The following is a 15,183-nucleotide window of genomic DNA, read 5'->3' as shown; positions in this document are numbered from 1 at the left end:
TCGCGTGCTCGATGAGCAGGTCACCGCGGGCGGGTGACGCCAGCCATGTACGCGCCGATGCCCCGGCGCTGGATCCGCTCGCCGGGGACGATCCGCACGCCCTTCGGCGGCGGGGGCAACTTGCGCTTCTTGCGGATGGACTGATCCCCGCCGATCAAGTGGCGGTTGTCGACCTTCTCCTCGCAGGGCCTGCCCTTCACGTCGTCGTAAGGGCGACGACAGCCCTTGCAGTAGACCTCCAGTGCTTCCACTCGCTGCCCGGCGGTGGCCTTGAACGAGCCCCTGAAGTCGGCGATGCTCGCGACTCGCGGTTCGACCTGGATCTCGGCCGCGACCAACCACGTGTGCGAGAGATCCTGAGGTTCAGCGGGCGCGGCGGACGCAGGGGCATGGTCTGGCTGGTCCGCCTGACCAGCAGGTGCGGGGACTGGGTTGGTCGAGAAGAGGGATTCTTGCCAGAACGCCCGGCCCGAGGCCGGCAAGAGGGGAGCAGTGGCGGTCGTCACCCATTCCTCCAAGCCGATTCGCTGGGAGGTTGACGCAATCCGTAACCTCTCCCCTCGCCGTACGTCAACCAGGTGGGATCTGTTACAGGCCAAGTCCTTCGGCTAGGCCAGCGGCTTTCGGAGCAGCCGAGAGAGGGGGCGCCGCCCAGGAGCTGGCCGCTCGATCAGCGGAAAGCCGGGGTCTCGGGGGGGACAGCGGGGAAGCGGGGCCGGAGGCTACGGGGTGGCCGTCCAGCGCCCGCAGGTGAAGGTGGTATCGCCGTCAGGCGTGGTGGCGCCGGGTGGTCGCGCTGTTCAGGTGATCTACGTCCTGCTCTCACCGTGGAGAATCGCCGCCCTGGCTGCCCAGGCCAGGACGCTTTGGCTTCGCAGGGACAGGCCGAGCCGGTTCCAGTGGAAGATCACGTGGTAGCTGAGCACTTGCCGCAGACCACGGTCGAGCGTCCCAGCCTGAACGGCACGGCGCAGTTCGTGTCCTGTGCTGCGGAAGGCATCGACCCAGTCGCTGACCGGCTCCAGCAGCCCGCCGGGGCGCAGCAGTATGTCGCTGTCGGCGAAGAGCAGGGGCCGGATTTCCTGGGCGCGGGCGTCGAATCGGTCTGTTGGGACGTCGCTGACAGCCGATCGGTGTTCCTCCGTGATGACGCGGTGCCAGACGTCTCCTTGCTCGTACCACTCCAGGCCGGCGGCGCGCATCATGATGGTGCAGAGGAGCACGGACAGCTCCCGGGGGCCCACGGCCAGGTCGTTGCGCTGCCGTAGCCGTGACGCTTCCCGGCTGTCGGTGATGAACAGAGCGTGTGCGGCCGTCATGCTGGCCTCGCCGCCGAACGCGGGGGTTTCCGGCTCGTAGATTCCGGGCCACCACCGTTGCAGGTGCCCGTCCGAGACGAGTCGGTCGAAGCTGTCGTCGAACGCCAGCTCGGTTCCGGGCTCGGACTGGAGGCGGAGGCGTAGGCGCCAGCAGGGGTGTTTGCGGGTGTACCACCAGCCGTCGATGGTTCCTGCGGACTCCGCCTTCCGAAGCACGGGCAGGACGTGTGTGGTGAAGACGGTGTCGGCGTTCGCCCAGTCGGCGAAGTGGAGATATGCCTGGCGCCATTCGGTGGTGACAGCGTGGCGAGCCAGGGCTTCCCTGCCGGCCTGGTTGTAGACGGCCACGGCGTCGGACAGGACCGTGGACTCCACTTCGTGGCGGGCGGCGGCAGCATGGATCGACAGGCCGGTAAGGACAGCGGAGACTGCGCGCTGGATCCGGCTCGGTTCTGTCAGGGTCAGTTGTTCAAGAGACATGCGTCCCATCCGGTGCTCGGTGCCGAGGTGTCGGTGGTGAGGGCGAGCGCGGTGCCGGTGTCGCCGTTGATCAGGCCGGGCCCGGGAAGGCCGGGGTGCGCGTTCGCTGCGAGGATGCTGCCGAGACGTCTCGGGAGGGTGTGGAGCCGGAAGTCGAGGGCGTCGTCGGCGGCGCGGGTGGCGGTCTGGTAGATGCCTGCCCAGCCGTGGCACAGGCCGGAGTCGGTGACTTGGTCGAGCTGTTCGAGGTCGGTCAGGGCGCGGTACAGGGCGTCCTCGTAGAACTCCTGGACGTTGGGGGCGCGCAGGGCGATCCCCGCGAGTTGTCCGGCTCGTGCGATGCCTGTGGTTCCGTAGCACCAGCTCGGCCGGGTGGGTGAGTCGTGGTGCGGGCGTCCGCGGGTGAGGTCCTTGCGGGAGATGTGTTCGGGCCACCAGGGGCCGGCGGGACTGTGCTGGCACCAGGCGTCCAGGTGCTCGCAGATGCGCCACAGGGCTTCGCGGTGGCCTTTGACGGTGATCCCGCGCCGCAGAGCTTGGGCCAGGAGGAGGAGCGGGCCGGTGATGCCGTGCGCGGCGCCGAAGTTGCCGTGGCCGCCCGGGAAGTGGGGAGATTCGCCGCGGGCCGGGTCGTGGCGGACCCACCAGCCCGGCATGCCGCGTTCGTCGGAGGCGAGGGGGCGGGTCAGGGCGACGAGGTACTTCAGGACTCGCTCCAGCGTGAGCCCTTCGGGGTCGGTGCGCAGGAGGTACGCCCCGATACCGGTGAGGCCGTAGAACAGGTCGTACTCGGCGAACTCGGGCAGGTCTCCCTTGCGGATCCGGGTGAGGGCGGCGTCCACGCGGCGGTGGGCCAGGTCGATGACGTGCTGGTGCAAGGACTGGCGGGCCGAGGCGTACAGGTGCTGGAAGTCCGGGGGGACGGTGGCGAGTACGAAGCCGATGGCCGGGGCGCCGAGGAAGAGCCCGGCGGTATCGGCCGCGCTGATGTGGCCGGCGGTCGCAGCGGTGATCCACCGGTGTGCGGTGCGCCAGGAGCCGCCGTGTCGAGCTGCCAGCTCGATGTGCAGCAGGCTGATACCGGCGGCGCCGTCGGCCAGGGATTGCGCCGCCCAGGGCTCACCCGGGGACGGCGCAGCGGGTTGGGCGAGGCGGGCGGTGTACTGCTCCAGGAGTGTCGCGGAGGCGACGGTCGGCGGGGTCATCGGATTGACCTCCGATGCTGGAGGGCGGCGGTTCGTACGAGTCGCATGGTGGTTTCCTCGGCGCGCGGTTCGACACCCAGGGCCCGGACGTGGTGCTGGTGCAGGAGCGAGCGGGCGACGTCCAGCGGGTCACGTTGGCCGGTCAGGGCGTTCCGGTAGACCTCGACGGCGGTAGCGCGGGCCGCCCACGCGTCGGCCAACGACTGGCCGCCGGGAAGAGCCGCGAGCGCGGAGGCGCCGTTCGGTCCAGCCAGTTCGAGCGTCTGGGCGCGCAGGGTCCGATCGAGTCGCCCCGTGCCCTGGGGAAGGGCGCGTACCAGCCACTCCTCGGCGGCTGCGGCGTTCGGGGCCAGCGAGGTGACGAGGTGCAGGGCGCTGGCCGCCGCGAGGGCCTGCGCGGCGACGGCATCGGTGCGCTCGACGAGCCGGATCTGCGCGAGGGCGGCGGCGGAGTCTGCGGCGAACACCTGGTGCGCGGCATCCATGGCCGCCTCGTTGCCGAAGCGCCCGGTCTGCGGCTGGTAGGGGGCCAGGACGAGCCCGGCCGCCAGGCCAACCCCGTGCAGGTTGTCCGCCCACGTACGGACGTACTGGGCGGCGGCCGCGTAGGCGTCCGGAGACAGGTGCAGGGCGAGGTCGAGGCGCTGGTCGGCTTCGGGACGCGCCATCTCCCGGTGCCGGATGAACCACCAGAGCGGTCGGGTGTCGCCGAACGCGGCGAGGAGGCCCGGGAGGTGGCGGCTAAGGATCTCGTCGTAGCGGCGCGGGTGGGCGTGGAGCTGTGCGAACACCACGCTGCCGGCGCCGGGCAAATGCCGTCCGGCGGCCGTGGCGGGGCGTGGCCGCGGCACGGTGGCGGTGTCCGACTGCGTCCGGCCCAGGGAGAGCCAGATCTCGTGCGCGCGCCCGATCCAGCCGTGGGCGTCCGGGTCCGGGACCTCGCGCAGCTCCAGGCGGCGGGCCTTGTCGAGGTGGGTGCGCAGTACCCGGCGGTGGACCGGGTGGGACAGGTCGAGAGGAAGGCGCTGGTCGTACTCGATGATGGCGACTTGCATTGGGACCCGCAGCCGCTCCCGCCATGCGGTGAAGTGGTCCTCCCACTCCCCGGTCGGGGTCTTGTGGCCCGGCAGGCTGTCGGCCATCAGCAGCCATCGGGCCTGCGTGAGGATGGTGCGGCGGTAGCGCACCCGGGGGAGGAATGGGAGCCGGGAGCCGGCGCCGAAGTCGAGCGGTTTGTAGGCGGCGTACCGGCTGTGGGCGACTTCGGCGAGGAACCGGGCCAGGGGCGGGGTCTGCGTCCCGCCCTCCAGGGCGTGCAGGACCCGTACGTCGACGCGCTGGCCGGTGGAGATCTGCACCAGGTGGAAGCTGCGCGGGTCCGCCGTGACGCCGATGTCGGCAAGGGGGATCGCCCCCTCCTCGCTCTCCTGGCTGCCGGATAACTCCACAACGTGTGGGAGCAGTCGGGGGGTTCGGATGACGTTCTCGTTGCGGTGGCGGCGCGGCGGGAACACGAGCTGCGCGGCGAGGCTGTCCGGCGCTCCGAGGTACGTGGCAGCAAGCGCGTCCTGCTGCTCGGGCGGCAGAAGGTGGGCGAACCGGCCGGCCATGCTGCTGCCCGGCCGGGGGACGGCGGTGAGGAGGAGGCCGAAGGTGCCGCTGGAGAGGGCCTGGGTACTGGGGGCGTGGACCTCGAAGGCCATCTCCACCCGGGGTACGAACAGCCGCTCGTCCGTTCCGGCCGCCTTCTCCAGGGCGTCGATCATGTCGTCCGTCAACAGCAGTTCACGGCCCCCCTCCAGGAGGACCTGCTGCATGAGCGCAAGCAGCAATTCATCTCGTTCGGTGCGTACCTTCAGTGCGGTGCCGCGTTCGGATCCGACGTATCCGGCGGGCAGGCCCAGGCCGCTGTCGGCGACCAGGTCCATCACCGGCACTAGGGCGCCGACGCCGTACCGGGCCCGGAAGCGGCGGTGGTAGTCGCGCCAGTGCTGGTAGCCGTAGGGCTGCGGGGTGGTCCGGTAGAGAGCCGAGACGGCTGCCTGCGCTTCCGCGATCACGGTCTGCGGGAGCTGGGTCTCGCAGTCGAGGGCGGTGTCAATGAGCAGCGGTGTCGGAGTGACCGGCGTCAGGGCGCGCATGCGTGCGGCGATGGGGCTCACGCTGGTGTCGGAGAGCGTCGGTTGGTGTGCGGAGAGATCGTCGCGCAGAGCGTGCAGGGCGTGGACCAGGTCCCGCACTTCTCGGAGGTTGTCCGCCTGGTGCTGGTCCAGCTCGCGGCACAGATGCTGGAAGGCGTCCACGGTGGTCATGGGCGCCCACAGGCTCGTGAGGAGAAACCGCTGCTCGACCAGGCTGGTGAGAAGGGTGTCGATCTTCTCCGAGGTGGCCTGCGGGAAGCGGTCGCGGAGGTGGCTGTGGAGGTCGCTGTAACGGATGGGTGTGCGAGCCGCGTCCATGGCGGCGGCCACCGGACGAGCGTTGCGGACGGATATCTCGACCGGGGCCAGCAGAAGGGCGTGGCCGTCGGAGGGCGGGCCCGGCGCCACGAGCCGGTCGCCGCGGGCACGGGCAGTGTTGTTGGCGACGAGCGGCAACCGTCGCAGCAGTGCGGGGGCGCGCTGGAGCCGGAGCACCATCTCGGTAACCCATTCGGCGTCCGGTCGGATCAGAGTGAGGTGCTTGTCGCGCCACCGCGCGCCCGCCCGGGGTCCGACGGACACCGGGGCGATGCCGGCGAACAGGCCGAGCGGGGTCGGCCGGTGCTGCCAGCGCAGCAGGTAGGAGACCGTCGACAGCGCGGTGCGGCGGATGTGGCGGGGTTCGGTCTGTCGGCCGCGGACGACGGACTCGATGGCCTCGGACAGGACGGGTGTGGTCAGCTCCAAGGCACTGCGGAAGTCCTCGCTCTGCCAGATGCGGTTCAGCCAGCCGCGGGTGACGGCCACGTCGTCCAGGTTGAGGGTTCGGGGGATGTCTGCCGGCCCCGGGCTGGTGGTGGCGCGCAGCATCGCAACGCCCTGCCACAGGTATCCGGCGGCTGCTCGGGAAGCCATAGGGCTCCTTCCATGAGGCGGCGCGGGGAGGGAGAGGGGCCTGGGGGCCGGGCGAAGTGCGTCGCCCGGCCCCCAGGAGAGAAGCGGCCTTGATTAGGCCGGGTCCTCGGTGAAGGAGCCGCAGGCGGAGGCACCGGTCTGGCAGGTGGTGCCGCAGCCGTCGCCCGTGGAGCACATGAGGTGGCCGTAGCCGTGCTCGGCGACGACGATCTTCACGTTCAGGGGCGCGAAGTCGTCGTCCAGGTCGTCCGCCGGCGTGACCGCGGGCGGGGTGAGAGTGGCGCTGGTCATGGTGTGCCTTCCTTTTGTCGGGGTGTTGCGGGACTACCTGGTTCCGGGCGCTACGCCGGGGGCCAGGAGAGCGAGATCCGGCTGTGCACCTTGTCGATGACCCGGTCGGCCGGGATCTGGCCGTCGGGGGTGCTGGCCGGGTAGGCCCGGATGATCGGGCTGGGGCCGCCGCGGCGGTTGGCCTCCCAGTCGCGGAGCACGTCAGCCACCTTGTCGGCGAGCTGCTCCGCGCGTGGGCCGAGGGCGTGCACGCCGTACTCCAGGTGCTTGTTGTCCTCGGTGCGGCGGGTGACGAGGTAGGCGAAGGTGTCGTCGTCGACGGCCGCGAGGGCGAACCGCCTGTTGACGGGGTCGACCAGCTTCGTGTCCGAGTTCTCGTCGACGGCCATCGTGCAGAAGCCCGGCAGGCTGATCGCCATCGCCATCTGGAGGGTGTCGATGAGTTCCTGGATCCGGACGGTCACGCCGGTCCACATCTCGTGGCGCGTGAACGTCACCGCGTTGTCGAGCCGGTGCGGGTCGGCAGGCAGGCCGTCGTCGAACTTGAGCCCGATCTCCGGGGTGCCGTTGACGAGCAGGAGCTCTTCGCGGTGGGCGGTCGACCCCTGCATCGGGACGAAGCCGCAGATCCGGGCCGACTCGCTCTCCAGGTGAGGGCCGTGCTCGCCCTCCACCAGGGTGAAGGCGACCGACCGGGTCAGGCCACGCATCCGGAGCGGGACGATGAGGCGGCCGCCCTGCTTGAGCTGCGCGGTCCAAGCCGGCGAGATGTCCCAGGCCCCGGCGGTCACCATCACGACGTCGACCTCATCGAGGTCCGGGATGGGCTCGGCGGCGTCGGTGGTGACGACGTGGACCCACCCGTAGCCGTGCTCGTCCAGGAGCCGACGCGCGCGATCGGTGACGGCGGGGTCGATGTCGACGGTGACCACTTCACCCTGTTCGCCGACGAGTTCGGCGAGGTAGGCCGCGTTCAGTCCGCCCGAGCCGATCTCCAGGACGCGCATCCCCGGCTTCACCTGGGCCTGCTCCAGCATCATCGCCTGAATCTGCGGCGCGGAGACGGAGCTGAGCTGCACGCCGTGCTCGTCCGTCTTGGTGATCACGGCGGCGTACGTGTCGTACGCCTTCTCCAGCGGGGTGTCGGGGGTGAACGCGTGCCGAGGCACCAGGCGCATCACCGCCTCGATCTCCGGGGAGGAGATGTTGCCGTTCGCGCACAGCTCGTCCACCACCTTGTTCCGCAAGCGGGTCGCCTCGTCGGGCTCGACGGTCGTGTTCGTCATGGGCTTCCTTCGGTTGTTCATGTTCGGGGAGGGGAGACCGGCATCGCGTGCCGGTGGGCGGGGACGCTATCGGCAAGGGCTCTCCGTTCTGGCCAGACCACCAGGGGTTGGTGATTCTCGGGCTGGATGGCGCGCGATGGCTCGGCGCCGGTGGAGGCCGCCCGGCGCTCCCGTTCGGATCGCTCAGGAGGGCCGGGCGGCTGTCTAGGCGGCGGTCACGAGATCATCCGGACTGACGACCTCGTAGTCCCGCAGTTCGCGTACGAGCTGGCTCGCCAGGAACCAGCCCAGCTGGGGGTGCCCGTAGGGCACAGGAGCGTCGTCCTCCTCGACGGGAAGTGGCGCCAGGCCGGTGGCCGTGAGGCGGTACTGGGAGCCGATAACACCCCAGACCGACGTCGTGCGCGCGCGGAAGGCAACGTGCCCCTTCTGTAGGTGCGGGCACAGCTCCAGGGCCGGCCGCAAGTGCCTCAGGCACACCGGCGGCTGGGCCGTCCTCACGGGTCCCCCGGCACGGTGGGACTCGTCGTCCGTGACCCCGGCGAGGAAGATGTAGCCCTGGTCGGTCTCAGCCGGGCAGAGACCAACCTGACACCGAAGCCGCTCCATCGCCTCCCGCTGCCGAGCCGGGTTGACCAGTCGCCATTGCGGTTTGCCCGTCGGCTTCCCGGCGGCGTTGAGCGACTGGGAGCACCGCGCCCAGAGCTCTCGGCCCAGCCCACGATCCGCCGGGGTCTCGTCCTGGTAGGCGAGGCGCACGGAGCCGAAGGCGTCCATGCTGAGCGTGAGTTCCGACGCCAGCCCGCCGTACTCGCCCTCTCGCTGGGTGATGTACGGGACGAGCTTCGGCGCTGCGCTGGTCCTCTTCACGCGGCTGCCCTCGCCCTGGCGAGGGGCCGGTGCGGGGCCACGATACGGCCGTCAGGGAGGAGCTCCCCGGTGTCCTCGAAGAGAAGCACTCCGTTACACAGCAGGCTCCAACCCTGCTCAGGCCGGTGCGCAAGGGAGTGTGCGGCCTCCCTGTCGGGGTCCTCAGCCATGGGGCACGGCGGGTTGTGCGCGCACATGGTGCTCGTCCTCTCGGGTGGGAAGCTGGGCCCTCTTCGGCGAGCTACGGTGCCGTGGGGGGCCACGGTTCGGGCATGGCCGAAGAGGGAGTCGTGGGGTGCCGCCGCCGTATGAAGGCGGCGATGGCCGTTTCGCTGTAGCCGTAGAAGCGGCCAAGGGTGGTGTCGTCGTTGCCCCAGAGCCTCGGGAGTTTCTCTCCCCACTCGACGACGTCGCTGGTTTCCGGATCCTGCGACCAGTGCAGCCGCAGGTCCGGGAAACCGGCGTGCTCTCGGAGGAGGTCACGGACCGCGAGCCCGAAGCAGATACACGGCACGGGGTAGTACCCGCCTCGCCGTGTTCCTCCGACGGGGACCGCGAGGAACGGCATGCGCATGATGCGTACCGCGATGCTCTTCTCCACGAGCCAGGTGTCCGAGAGCAGCCGGACGTAGTAGTCGTAGTCGTAGGCGTCTTGTGGGTCGCCTACCGCCGTGGCCATCACGACCGGGTGTCTGGCGGAGTTGGGGTTGTGCATCACTCCGCTTCCTTGATGTATCGGGCTTCGATCAGTGCTTCGACCAGGTCTGAGGTGACGAAGGCCAGGCGGCGAGCGAGGCCGACGGCCTGCTGGTGGTCGGCTGGCGTGCGCTCTTCTCGCAAGGGGCGCCCTCGCTCGACGAGCTGAACCATCTCCGTGGTGGGCGGGTACTTGTCGTCGGCCACGGAGATGTCGCTGAGCTGCTTCACGTGCCCGCGAAGGCGGTCGATCAGGGTGTCGGTCGCCGCGGCGGCCAGCGGATGGTTGCCGATGGCGGTGTCGAGATCGTCGAAGACCTCCTCCACGTCGAACGGCTTCCAGTCCTTGATGCGTTCCAGGACCGACCGCAGGCCGTCTGCGTCGAGTGGGGGCATCCACTGCGGTGCCTTGGACTCGCCGGCGGGCGGAGGGACCACGTCGTTGTCCGGAACCAGAACGCTGAGGGGCATCGGGACTCCTGAAAGGGATCAGGTGCTGGCCGGGGACTAGGGGTGCTCGATCTCCTCCGGGAGCCCTATGAAGACCCACACGTCCTTGCCCGCGGGGGTCACAGAGACGGACGTGTCGTCCGCCAAGGCCCTCAGCAGCAGCAACCCGCGTCCGTCTTCGGCCATGAGGTCCTGCGTCGCGTACACGGGCAAGCTGGGGTCCTGGTCACGGACGACGGCGGTGACACCATCCGGCACCTTCTGGAGGAGGAGGCTAGCCATCCGGTGTCCGTCCGCGCCCGCGAGCGTGTGCTGCAAGACGTTGGTGAGGAGTTCGTTGACCACGGTCAGCAAGCGGTGCACGGTGCCGGCGTCGATGCGCCACCAGCGAAGGTGGGCTGCAACGATGTCCCGCACGGTTCCCAGGTCCTCCGCGCGGACGTCGAAGATCATGTCGAGTTGGGCGTCCACGCTTCTGGACGTGGCTCGAACAGAAGCATCCCGCTCGGTGGTGTTGACGAGCAGTTCCATCGTTGCTTCCTCCGTTCTGCCAGAACCCCTTCAGCGGGGGTGGGTTGCGGTGTGTACTGGGCTGGAGCCGATCAGCAACCATTTAGGCAGAGCGCGCCGAGCGCGTGCAGAGCCTGATGCCGAGAGCCGAAGAGTTCGGCATCAACGACTTCGGGGACAGACCATGCCGCAGCCCATGAAGCAGCTCGACCCGGGGGCGTCCCCCCAGGAATGGTTCGGAAACGAGCTGCGCAGACTCCGCCTTGAGCAGGGCCTCTCCGCCAAGGAGTTGGGCCGGTTAGTACAGGTCAGCGACGACATGATCTTGTCGATCGAGAAGGGCAAGTACCCCAGCTGCCGCCGTGATGTCGCTCAACGGCTCGACGACATCCTGCGCACCGGAGGGCTGTTCGATCGCGCGTGGCCGATGGTCTTCGGCAACCGTGATGCCGAGAAAAAGCGGCCTGATGCCGATAAGCCTCCCACGCGCGGGAAGGAGAGCCCCGCCCAGGCGTCTGCAGGCCGCATCCTGGGCAGAGACGAACCCACTCTGCGCCCTGGGAGCCATGAGCCCGTGATTCGACGCTCGTTCCTCCACCTCAGCGGCCTCGCCGCCATAGCCCCCCTCGACCTGACCAACGTCTTCGCCTCCTCCGAGCTGTCCCTTCCAGCAACCGTCAAGCCGAGTCACATCGATCAGGTCTTGGCCGCTGCCACCGCCATCAGCGGCATGGACAACGAGCTGGGCGGCGGCGGCATGGTCCGTGACGTGGCCAGTCGTGCAATGCAGTGGTCAGCCGGCCTGCTGCAAGCCCAGTGCCCCGAGCACCTACGCACCGAGTTGTTCGCCGCCGTATCCCGACTCGGGATCGTGGTGGGCGCCTCCGCCTTCGACGCCTATCACCACGATGAAGCCACCCGGACGTTCCGGTTCGCAGCAGACTGCGCTGAGGAGGCCGGGCACTGGCATCTGCGGGCCAAGACGTACTCGTTCCTTGCACGGCAGGCCGTCTGGATCGGAGCACCCGATGACGGCCTGACCTACGCCGAGAAGGGGCTCGTCCGCTCCGACCGCCTGACTGCGACGGAGCAGGCGATGCTCCACACCGCACGGGCCCGAGCCTTCGGGAAGATGGGCAACGTGCGCGACACGATGGCGGCTGTCGGCGCTGCGGATGAGGCGTTCGCCCGTGCGTGTCCTGCCGAAGACGCGCCGTGGATGGCCTACTACGACGAGGCGCAGCACAACGGGGACACAGCTCACGCCCTGTTCGATCTCGCCGTCCTCGCCGGGCAGGACCCCGGCCGGGCGGCGCGCCGCTTCGACACGGCAGTGAAGGGGCACGCGGACGCCTACAAGCGGTCGCGGGCGATCTCACGGACCAAGCTGGCCTCTCTGATCATGGCCAAGGGCGACCCGCGCCAGGCGGCGGCACTCGGTCATCACGCCCTAGACGAGGTCGGCCGACTCACTTCCCGGCGGGCCGCCGATGATCTGCGGCAGCTCGGCCACTTCGCTTCGAAGCATCGGACGGTTCCAGAGGCAACGGGGCTGCGGGAGCGCATCGCCGCTACGGTTTCCGCATGACTACTTCGGCAGCGGCACCCGCGCGCCAGGTCTTGGAACAGGCATGTGCTGCGGCCGGGCTGGACACTGGCGAGGCGGAGCCGCTTCGTCTGGCCGAGAACCAGATATGGCGGCTCCCTGGTCAGCGAGTGATCGTACGTATCGCGCGCGCGGGCCAAGGCGCTGCGACGGCTCGTGAGGTACGCGTCGCGCGTTGGCTCGCCGAGGAGGCCGTCGCCGCTGTTCGCCTCTTCGATGTGGAGCAGCCGGTCATCGCAGGCGGTAGGCCCGTGACCTTCTGGGTGGAGCTCCCGCCGCATGAGCACGGATCTGTCGAAGACGTCGCTCGCCTCCTGTCGCAGCTCCACTCTTTGCCTGCACCGGACATCGACCTGGGGTACCTCGATCCCTTCGTCCGGGTCAGCGAACGGCTGCAAGCGGCCACCACGATCAGCAGCGACGACAAAAAGTGGCTGCATGGCCTGCACCGCGACCTCGCAGCGGCGTGGGCCGAGCGGCCGTCGGGTCTGCCCGATCGGGCTGTGCACGGCGACGCCTGGCCCGGCAACATCGTCCGCACGGTCGACGGGGTCCTGATGATGGACCTGGAGCGTTTCTCCATGGGGCCTCCGGAGTGGGACCTGGTGTCCACTGCGGTGCGAGCGATGACCACGGGCGCGGTCAGCAGGCGCGAGTACGACCGATTCTGTGCGGTCTATGGGTACGACGTGACGGAGTGGGAGGGGTACTCCGTCCTAGCGCGCGCACGAGAACTGCGGATGGTGACATACGCGGCCCAGCACGCGGCCAGCCACGTGGAGTGGAGGGGTCAGGCGCAGCACCGGATCGACTGTCTGCGCGGTCGATCCGGCCCGCGGCCGTGGTCATGGAAGGGAATTCTCTGATGAAGGGCCGATTGGCTAGCTACGACAGCAGAAACATGAGAACCGGCAGGCACACCGCCATGGACCCGGCGAAGCCGAATCCGGCGCCCCGAAGACGCTCGGCTGTGGATGCGCCCTCGCTCTGCTTCACGTACGCAGCGGTGAGAGCGACACAGAAAGAGATCGACACGGCCAGCAGAAGGTAGAGAATCTTCAGTTCCCTCGGGCTCACCACAGCATGTCCTTCCCAGCATCAAGGAAGACAGTCTGGCCCGTCGCACTACGACATCAGGAGCCAGACCGCCCATGAAAGCGATCAACCTGCCGCACTGGCGGCATTTCCCTGATGTGCCTGCGAGGTGAACTGTCGGGTGCCGGCGGTAACTAGCGCCAATCGGCCCTGCGTTCGCAGAGCTTGCACCCCGAGGCGCGGCTCGTAGAGCCGACCTCCCGCGCTCTTGCCCCTGCTGCTCTCCTGCGCAGATCTCGACAGTCGCGAGCCCAACGAGGGCAGCGGCGCGGATGGGCAAGATTCGGCAAGGCCGCGCAGGAGCAGTGTACTTCGGCAGATTCATTGATGTTGGGCGTCGAGCACACCCGGTGCTCTTCCGAGCGTGGCATCTGGTCGAGGCCCGAAGGCACGACGACACCGGGGGTGGCTGATGGGCCACCCGGCGGCTTCCTCCACGGTGCGCACCGTGCGGGTGGTCTTGTCGGGGTCCTGGTGGGAGGTCCAGCCGCAGTCCCGGCCGTCGAAGACCTCGACCATGGTGACGCCGACCTCGCGGGACCGATTGAGCGTTCCAGGCGACGGCGGACTTCGTGAGGGGGCAGGACATAGCCGTGCCCCGGGGTGCATCGCATTGAGAGGCGGTCCCCGGGGCGTTCGGAAGAACCCTACGGCCCGCTTGGCCTGCTGACCAGTGGATTTCCGCCCGAGATCGAACCTCCGAACGCTCGGCCTGTCACAGCCGCAGCTCCTCTGCCGTTCCCCTCACCGGGAGACGGAGCGATCGTGGAGGGCAGTATGCCGGGCAAGGCGAGACCGGAGGAGTTCACCGGCCTCCGGGCGCGGCTGGCCCGGAAGGCGGCGGCTCCGCGCCGCCCGGTCAGGAAGCGGGCAGCGCTCGGGCCGGGCTCGGTGCCCGAGCAGCCGGATCTCCGCGAGGCCGTCGCCCGGACGCCTGGTGCCGGCCGGTCGTGGACCCTCCTGATGCCGTACGGGGACCTGCTGACCAGCAACCAGCGGCTCCACCACATGGCGGCGTACCGGGTGCAGCGGCGCCTGCGGCAGGAGGCGGCAGAGACCGCGCGGGCCCGCGGCCTGCCGAAGCTGGAGCGGGCCGCCATCTTCTACGTCCTCCACCCACGGCCGATCAAGAGGAAGCGCGACCCGGGGAACTGGTCCGTGAGCGCAAAGGCGTACGTCGATGGCCTGGTGGACGCCGGGCTCCTCCCGGACGACAACTCCACCCACCTCGCCGGGCCCTACCCAGAGATCGGTCCTCCCGTCCCGAGCGGCGGGGCCCGCATGTCCCTGGTCATCGTCGAACTTGAACCGATAGAGCCCTGACCTGCACGTTTCCAACCGGTGTAACAGAATCCGGCAGACGGCGTACTAGACGGCGGGACTCCAACCCGGAGGCCCGCCCTGTGATCCCGCACAAGGAGATGCCCCTCTTATGTCGGCTCTTGCTGTCGCCAGGCCCGCGTACCTCACCCCGATGACGCTCTCGGAGCTGGACGCCCTGATGGCGAACACCACCGGTCCCAGCGCCCACGTGATCGAGCTTCACCCCCAGCTCGCCGCCCGGCTCCTGCGCCGCAACAAGCACAACCGGCCCCTGCGGCCGACCGCCGTCGAGGACTATGCCCGCGACATCGCGACCGGCACCTGGCTGCTCAACGGCGAAGCGATCAAACTCGACGTGCGCGGCAACGTTCTCGACGGCCAGCACCGCCTCCACGCGATCGTGAAGGCCCACCAGCCGGTCACCACCTTCATGACCTGCGGACTTCCCACCGAGACGCAGGCCACCATGGACTCCGGCCGGCGCCGAACCGTGGCCGACGCCCTGTCCCTGGCCGACGAGGACAACTCCACCACCGTCGCCGCCGTCCTCGGCCGCGTCTGGGGCTGGAAGCAGGGCGACCGAAGGTTCAACCGCCGCAGCCGACCCACGACCGCCGAGTCCACGGCGCTCCTCGCCGACCACCCCGAGATCCGGCGCTCCGCCGAGATCGCGCTGCGGACCTACACCGCCTTCCCGCACATCCCGCCGTCGGCGCTCGGTACGGCGCACCACCTGTTCAACGCGATCGATCCGGCCGCCGCCACCTGGTTCTTCCAGCGCCTCGGCGATGGCGCCGAACTCCCCAGCGGCCATCCGATACTCGCCCTCCGCGCCCGCGTCACCTCCGAGCGAGCCAAGGAGGGGCAGATCGCCTGGGCCCGGCACCTCGCATACCTCGTCATCACGTGGAACGCCCAACGCGGCGACCGGAACCTCTCCCGCCTGGTCCTTCGCCCAGGCACCCCGGTCCCCACCCCGAAATAGCCCGAACCGCA

General features: G+C 69.5%; 15 protein-coding genes. 4 read left to right on the top strand and 11 right to left on the bottom strand.

Annotated features, from left to right (window positions below):
* Positions 1-20: 20 nt before the first annotated feature.
* The 11 genes from AB0E14_RS01405 to AB0E14_RS01355 all read right to left on the bottom strand — a co-directional run bounded on the left by AB0E14_RS01405 (position 21) and on the right by AB0E14_RS01355 (position 10,184).
* Positions 21-506 (bottom strand): hypothetical protein, encoded by a 486-nt coding sequence (locus tag AB0E14_RS01405; protein ID WP_362410062.1) that lies wholly within the window; start codon positions 504-506, stop codon positions 21-23.
* Between the two features lie 303 nt (positions 507-809).
* Complete coding sequence (locus AB0E14_RS01400; RefSeq protein WP_362410060.1) at positions 810-1,799, bottom strand: thiopeptide-type bacteriocin biosynthesis protein; 990 nt, start codon at positions 1,797-1,799, stop codon at positions 810-812.
* A complete protein-coding gene (locus AB0E14_RS01395) occupies positions 1,781-3,004 on the bottom strand; it encodes a lanthionine synthetase C family protein (RefSeq protein ID WP_362410058.1) in 1,224 nt (407 codons plus the stop codon). Before AB0E14_RS01395 ends, AB0E14_RS01400 begins: the two co-directional genes overlap by 19 nt.
* Complete coding sequence (locus AB0E14_RS01390) at positions 3,001-6,060, bottom strand: lantibiotic dehydratase (RefSeq protein ID WP_362410056.1); 3,060 nt, start codon at positions 6,058-6,060, stop codon at positions 3,001-3,003. Before AB0E14_RS01390 ends, AB0E14_RS01395 begins: the two co-directional genes overlap by 4 nt.
* Before the next feature lie 93 nt (positions 6,061-6,153).
* The gene (gene fxlA, locus AB0E14_RS01385; protein ID WP_189831817.1) at positions 6,154-6,351 is read right to left on the bottom strand and encodes an FxLD family lanthipeptide; all 198 of its coding nucleotides are present in this window, start codon (positions 6,349-6,351) and stop codon (positions 6,154-6,156) included.
* Between the two features lie 50 nt (positions 6,352-6,401).
* Positions 6,402-7,637, bottom strand: coding sequence for a methyltransferase, FxLD system (fxlM, locus tag AB0E14_RS01380; RefSeq protein WP_362410054.1), 1,236 nt, complete (start codon positions 7,635-7,637; stop codon positions 6,402-6,404).
* Positions 7,638-7,841: 204 nt separating this feature from the next.
* Positions 7,842-8,507: a hypothetical protein gene (locus tag AB0E14_RS01375; RefSeq protein ID WP_362410052.1), complete on the bottom strand. Its 666-nt coding sequence runs from the start codon at positions 8,505-8,507 to the stop codon at positions 7,842-7,844.
* Complete coding sequence (locus AB0E14_RS01370; protein WP_362410050.1) at positions 8,504-8,704, bottom strand: DUF5999 family protein; 201 nt, start codon at positions 8,702-8,704, stop codon at positions 8,504-8,506. Before AB0E14_RS01370 ends, AB0E14_RS01375 begins: the two co-directional genes overlap by 4 nt.
* Before the next feature lie 44 nt (positions 8,705-8,748).
* Entirely contained in the window at positions 8,749-9,222 is a 474-nt protein-coding gene (locus tag AB0E14_RS01365; protein WP_362410048.1) for a DUF6302 family protein, read from the bottom strand.
* Positions 9,222-9,674, bottom strand: coding sequence for a DUF6415 family natural product biosynthesis protein (locus AB0E14_RS01360; RefSeq protein WP_362410046.1), 453 nt, complete (start codon positions 9,672-9,674; stop codon positions 9,222-9,224). The genes AB0E14_RS01365 and AB0E14_RS01360 overlap by 1 nt, the downstream gene beginning before the upstream one ends.
* A gap of 36 nt (positions 9,675-9,710) precedes the next feature.
* Positions 9,711-10,184 (bottom strand): ATP-binding protein, encoded by a 474-nt coding sequence (locus tag AB0E14_RS01355; protein ID WP_362410044.1) that lies wholly within the window; start codon positions 10,182-10,184, stop codon positions 9,711-9,713.
* A gap of 175 nt (positions 10,185-10,359) precedes the next feature.
* Between AB0E14_RS01355 and AB0E14_RS01350 the strand changes: the two genes are divergently transcribed.
* The 4 genes from AB0E14_RS01350 to AB0E14_RS01335 all read left to right on the top strand — a co-directional run bounded on the left by AB0E14_RS01350 (position 10,360) and on the right by AB0E14_RS01335 (position 15,172).
* Entirely contained in the window at positions 10,360-11,751 is a 1,392-nt protein-coding gene (locus AB0E14_RS01350; protein WP_362410042.1) for a helix-turn-helix transcriptional regulator, read from the top strand.
* The gene (locus AB0E14_RS01345; protein ID WP_362410040.1) at positions 11,748-12,635 is read left to right on the top strand and encodes an aminoglycoside phosphotransferase family protein; all 888 of its coding nucleotides are present in this window, start codon (positions 11,748-11,750) and stop codon (positions 12,633-12,635) included. The genes AB0E14_RS01350 and AB0E14_RS01345 overlap by 4 nt, the downstream gene beginning before the upstream one ends.
* 994 nt (positions 12,636-13,629) lie before the next feature.
* Positions 13,630-14,187, top strand: coding sequence for a hypothetical protein (locus AB0E14_RS01340; protein ID WP_362410038.1), 558 nt, complete (start codon positions 13,630-13,632; stop codon positions 14,185-14,187).
* A gap of 109 nt (positions 14,188-14,296) precedes the next feature.
* Complete coding sequence (locus tag AB0E14_RS01335) at positions 14,297-15,172, top strand: hypothetical protein (protein WP_362410036.1); 876 nt, start codon at positions 14,297-14,299, stop codon at positions 15,170-15,172.
* Positions 15,173-15,183: the final 11 nt, after the last annotated feature.

Source organism: Streptomyces sp. NPDC047981 (assembly GCF_040653315.1).
Taxonomy (GTDB): Bacteria; Actinomycetota; Actinomycetes; order Streptomycetales; family Streptomycetaceae; genus Streptomyces.
Note: the sequence above shows the minus strand (reverse complement) of the source record. Positions and strands in the feature narration are given on the sequence as shown.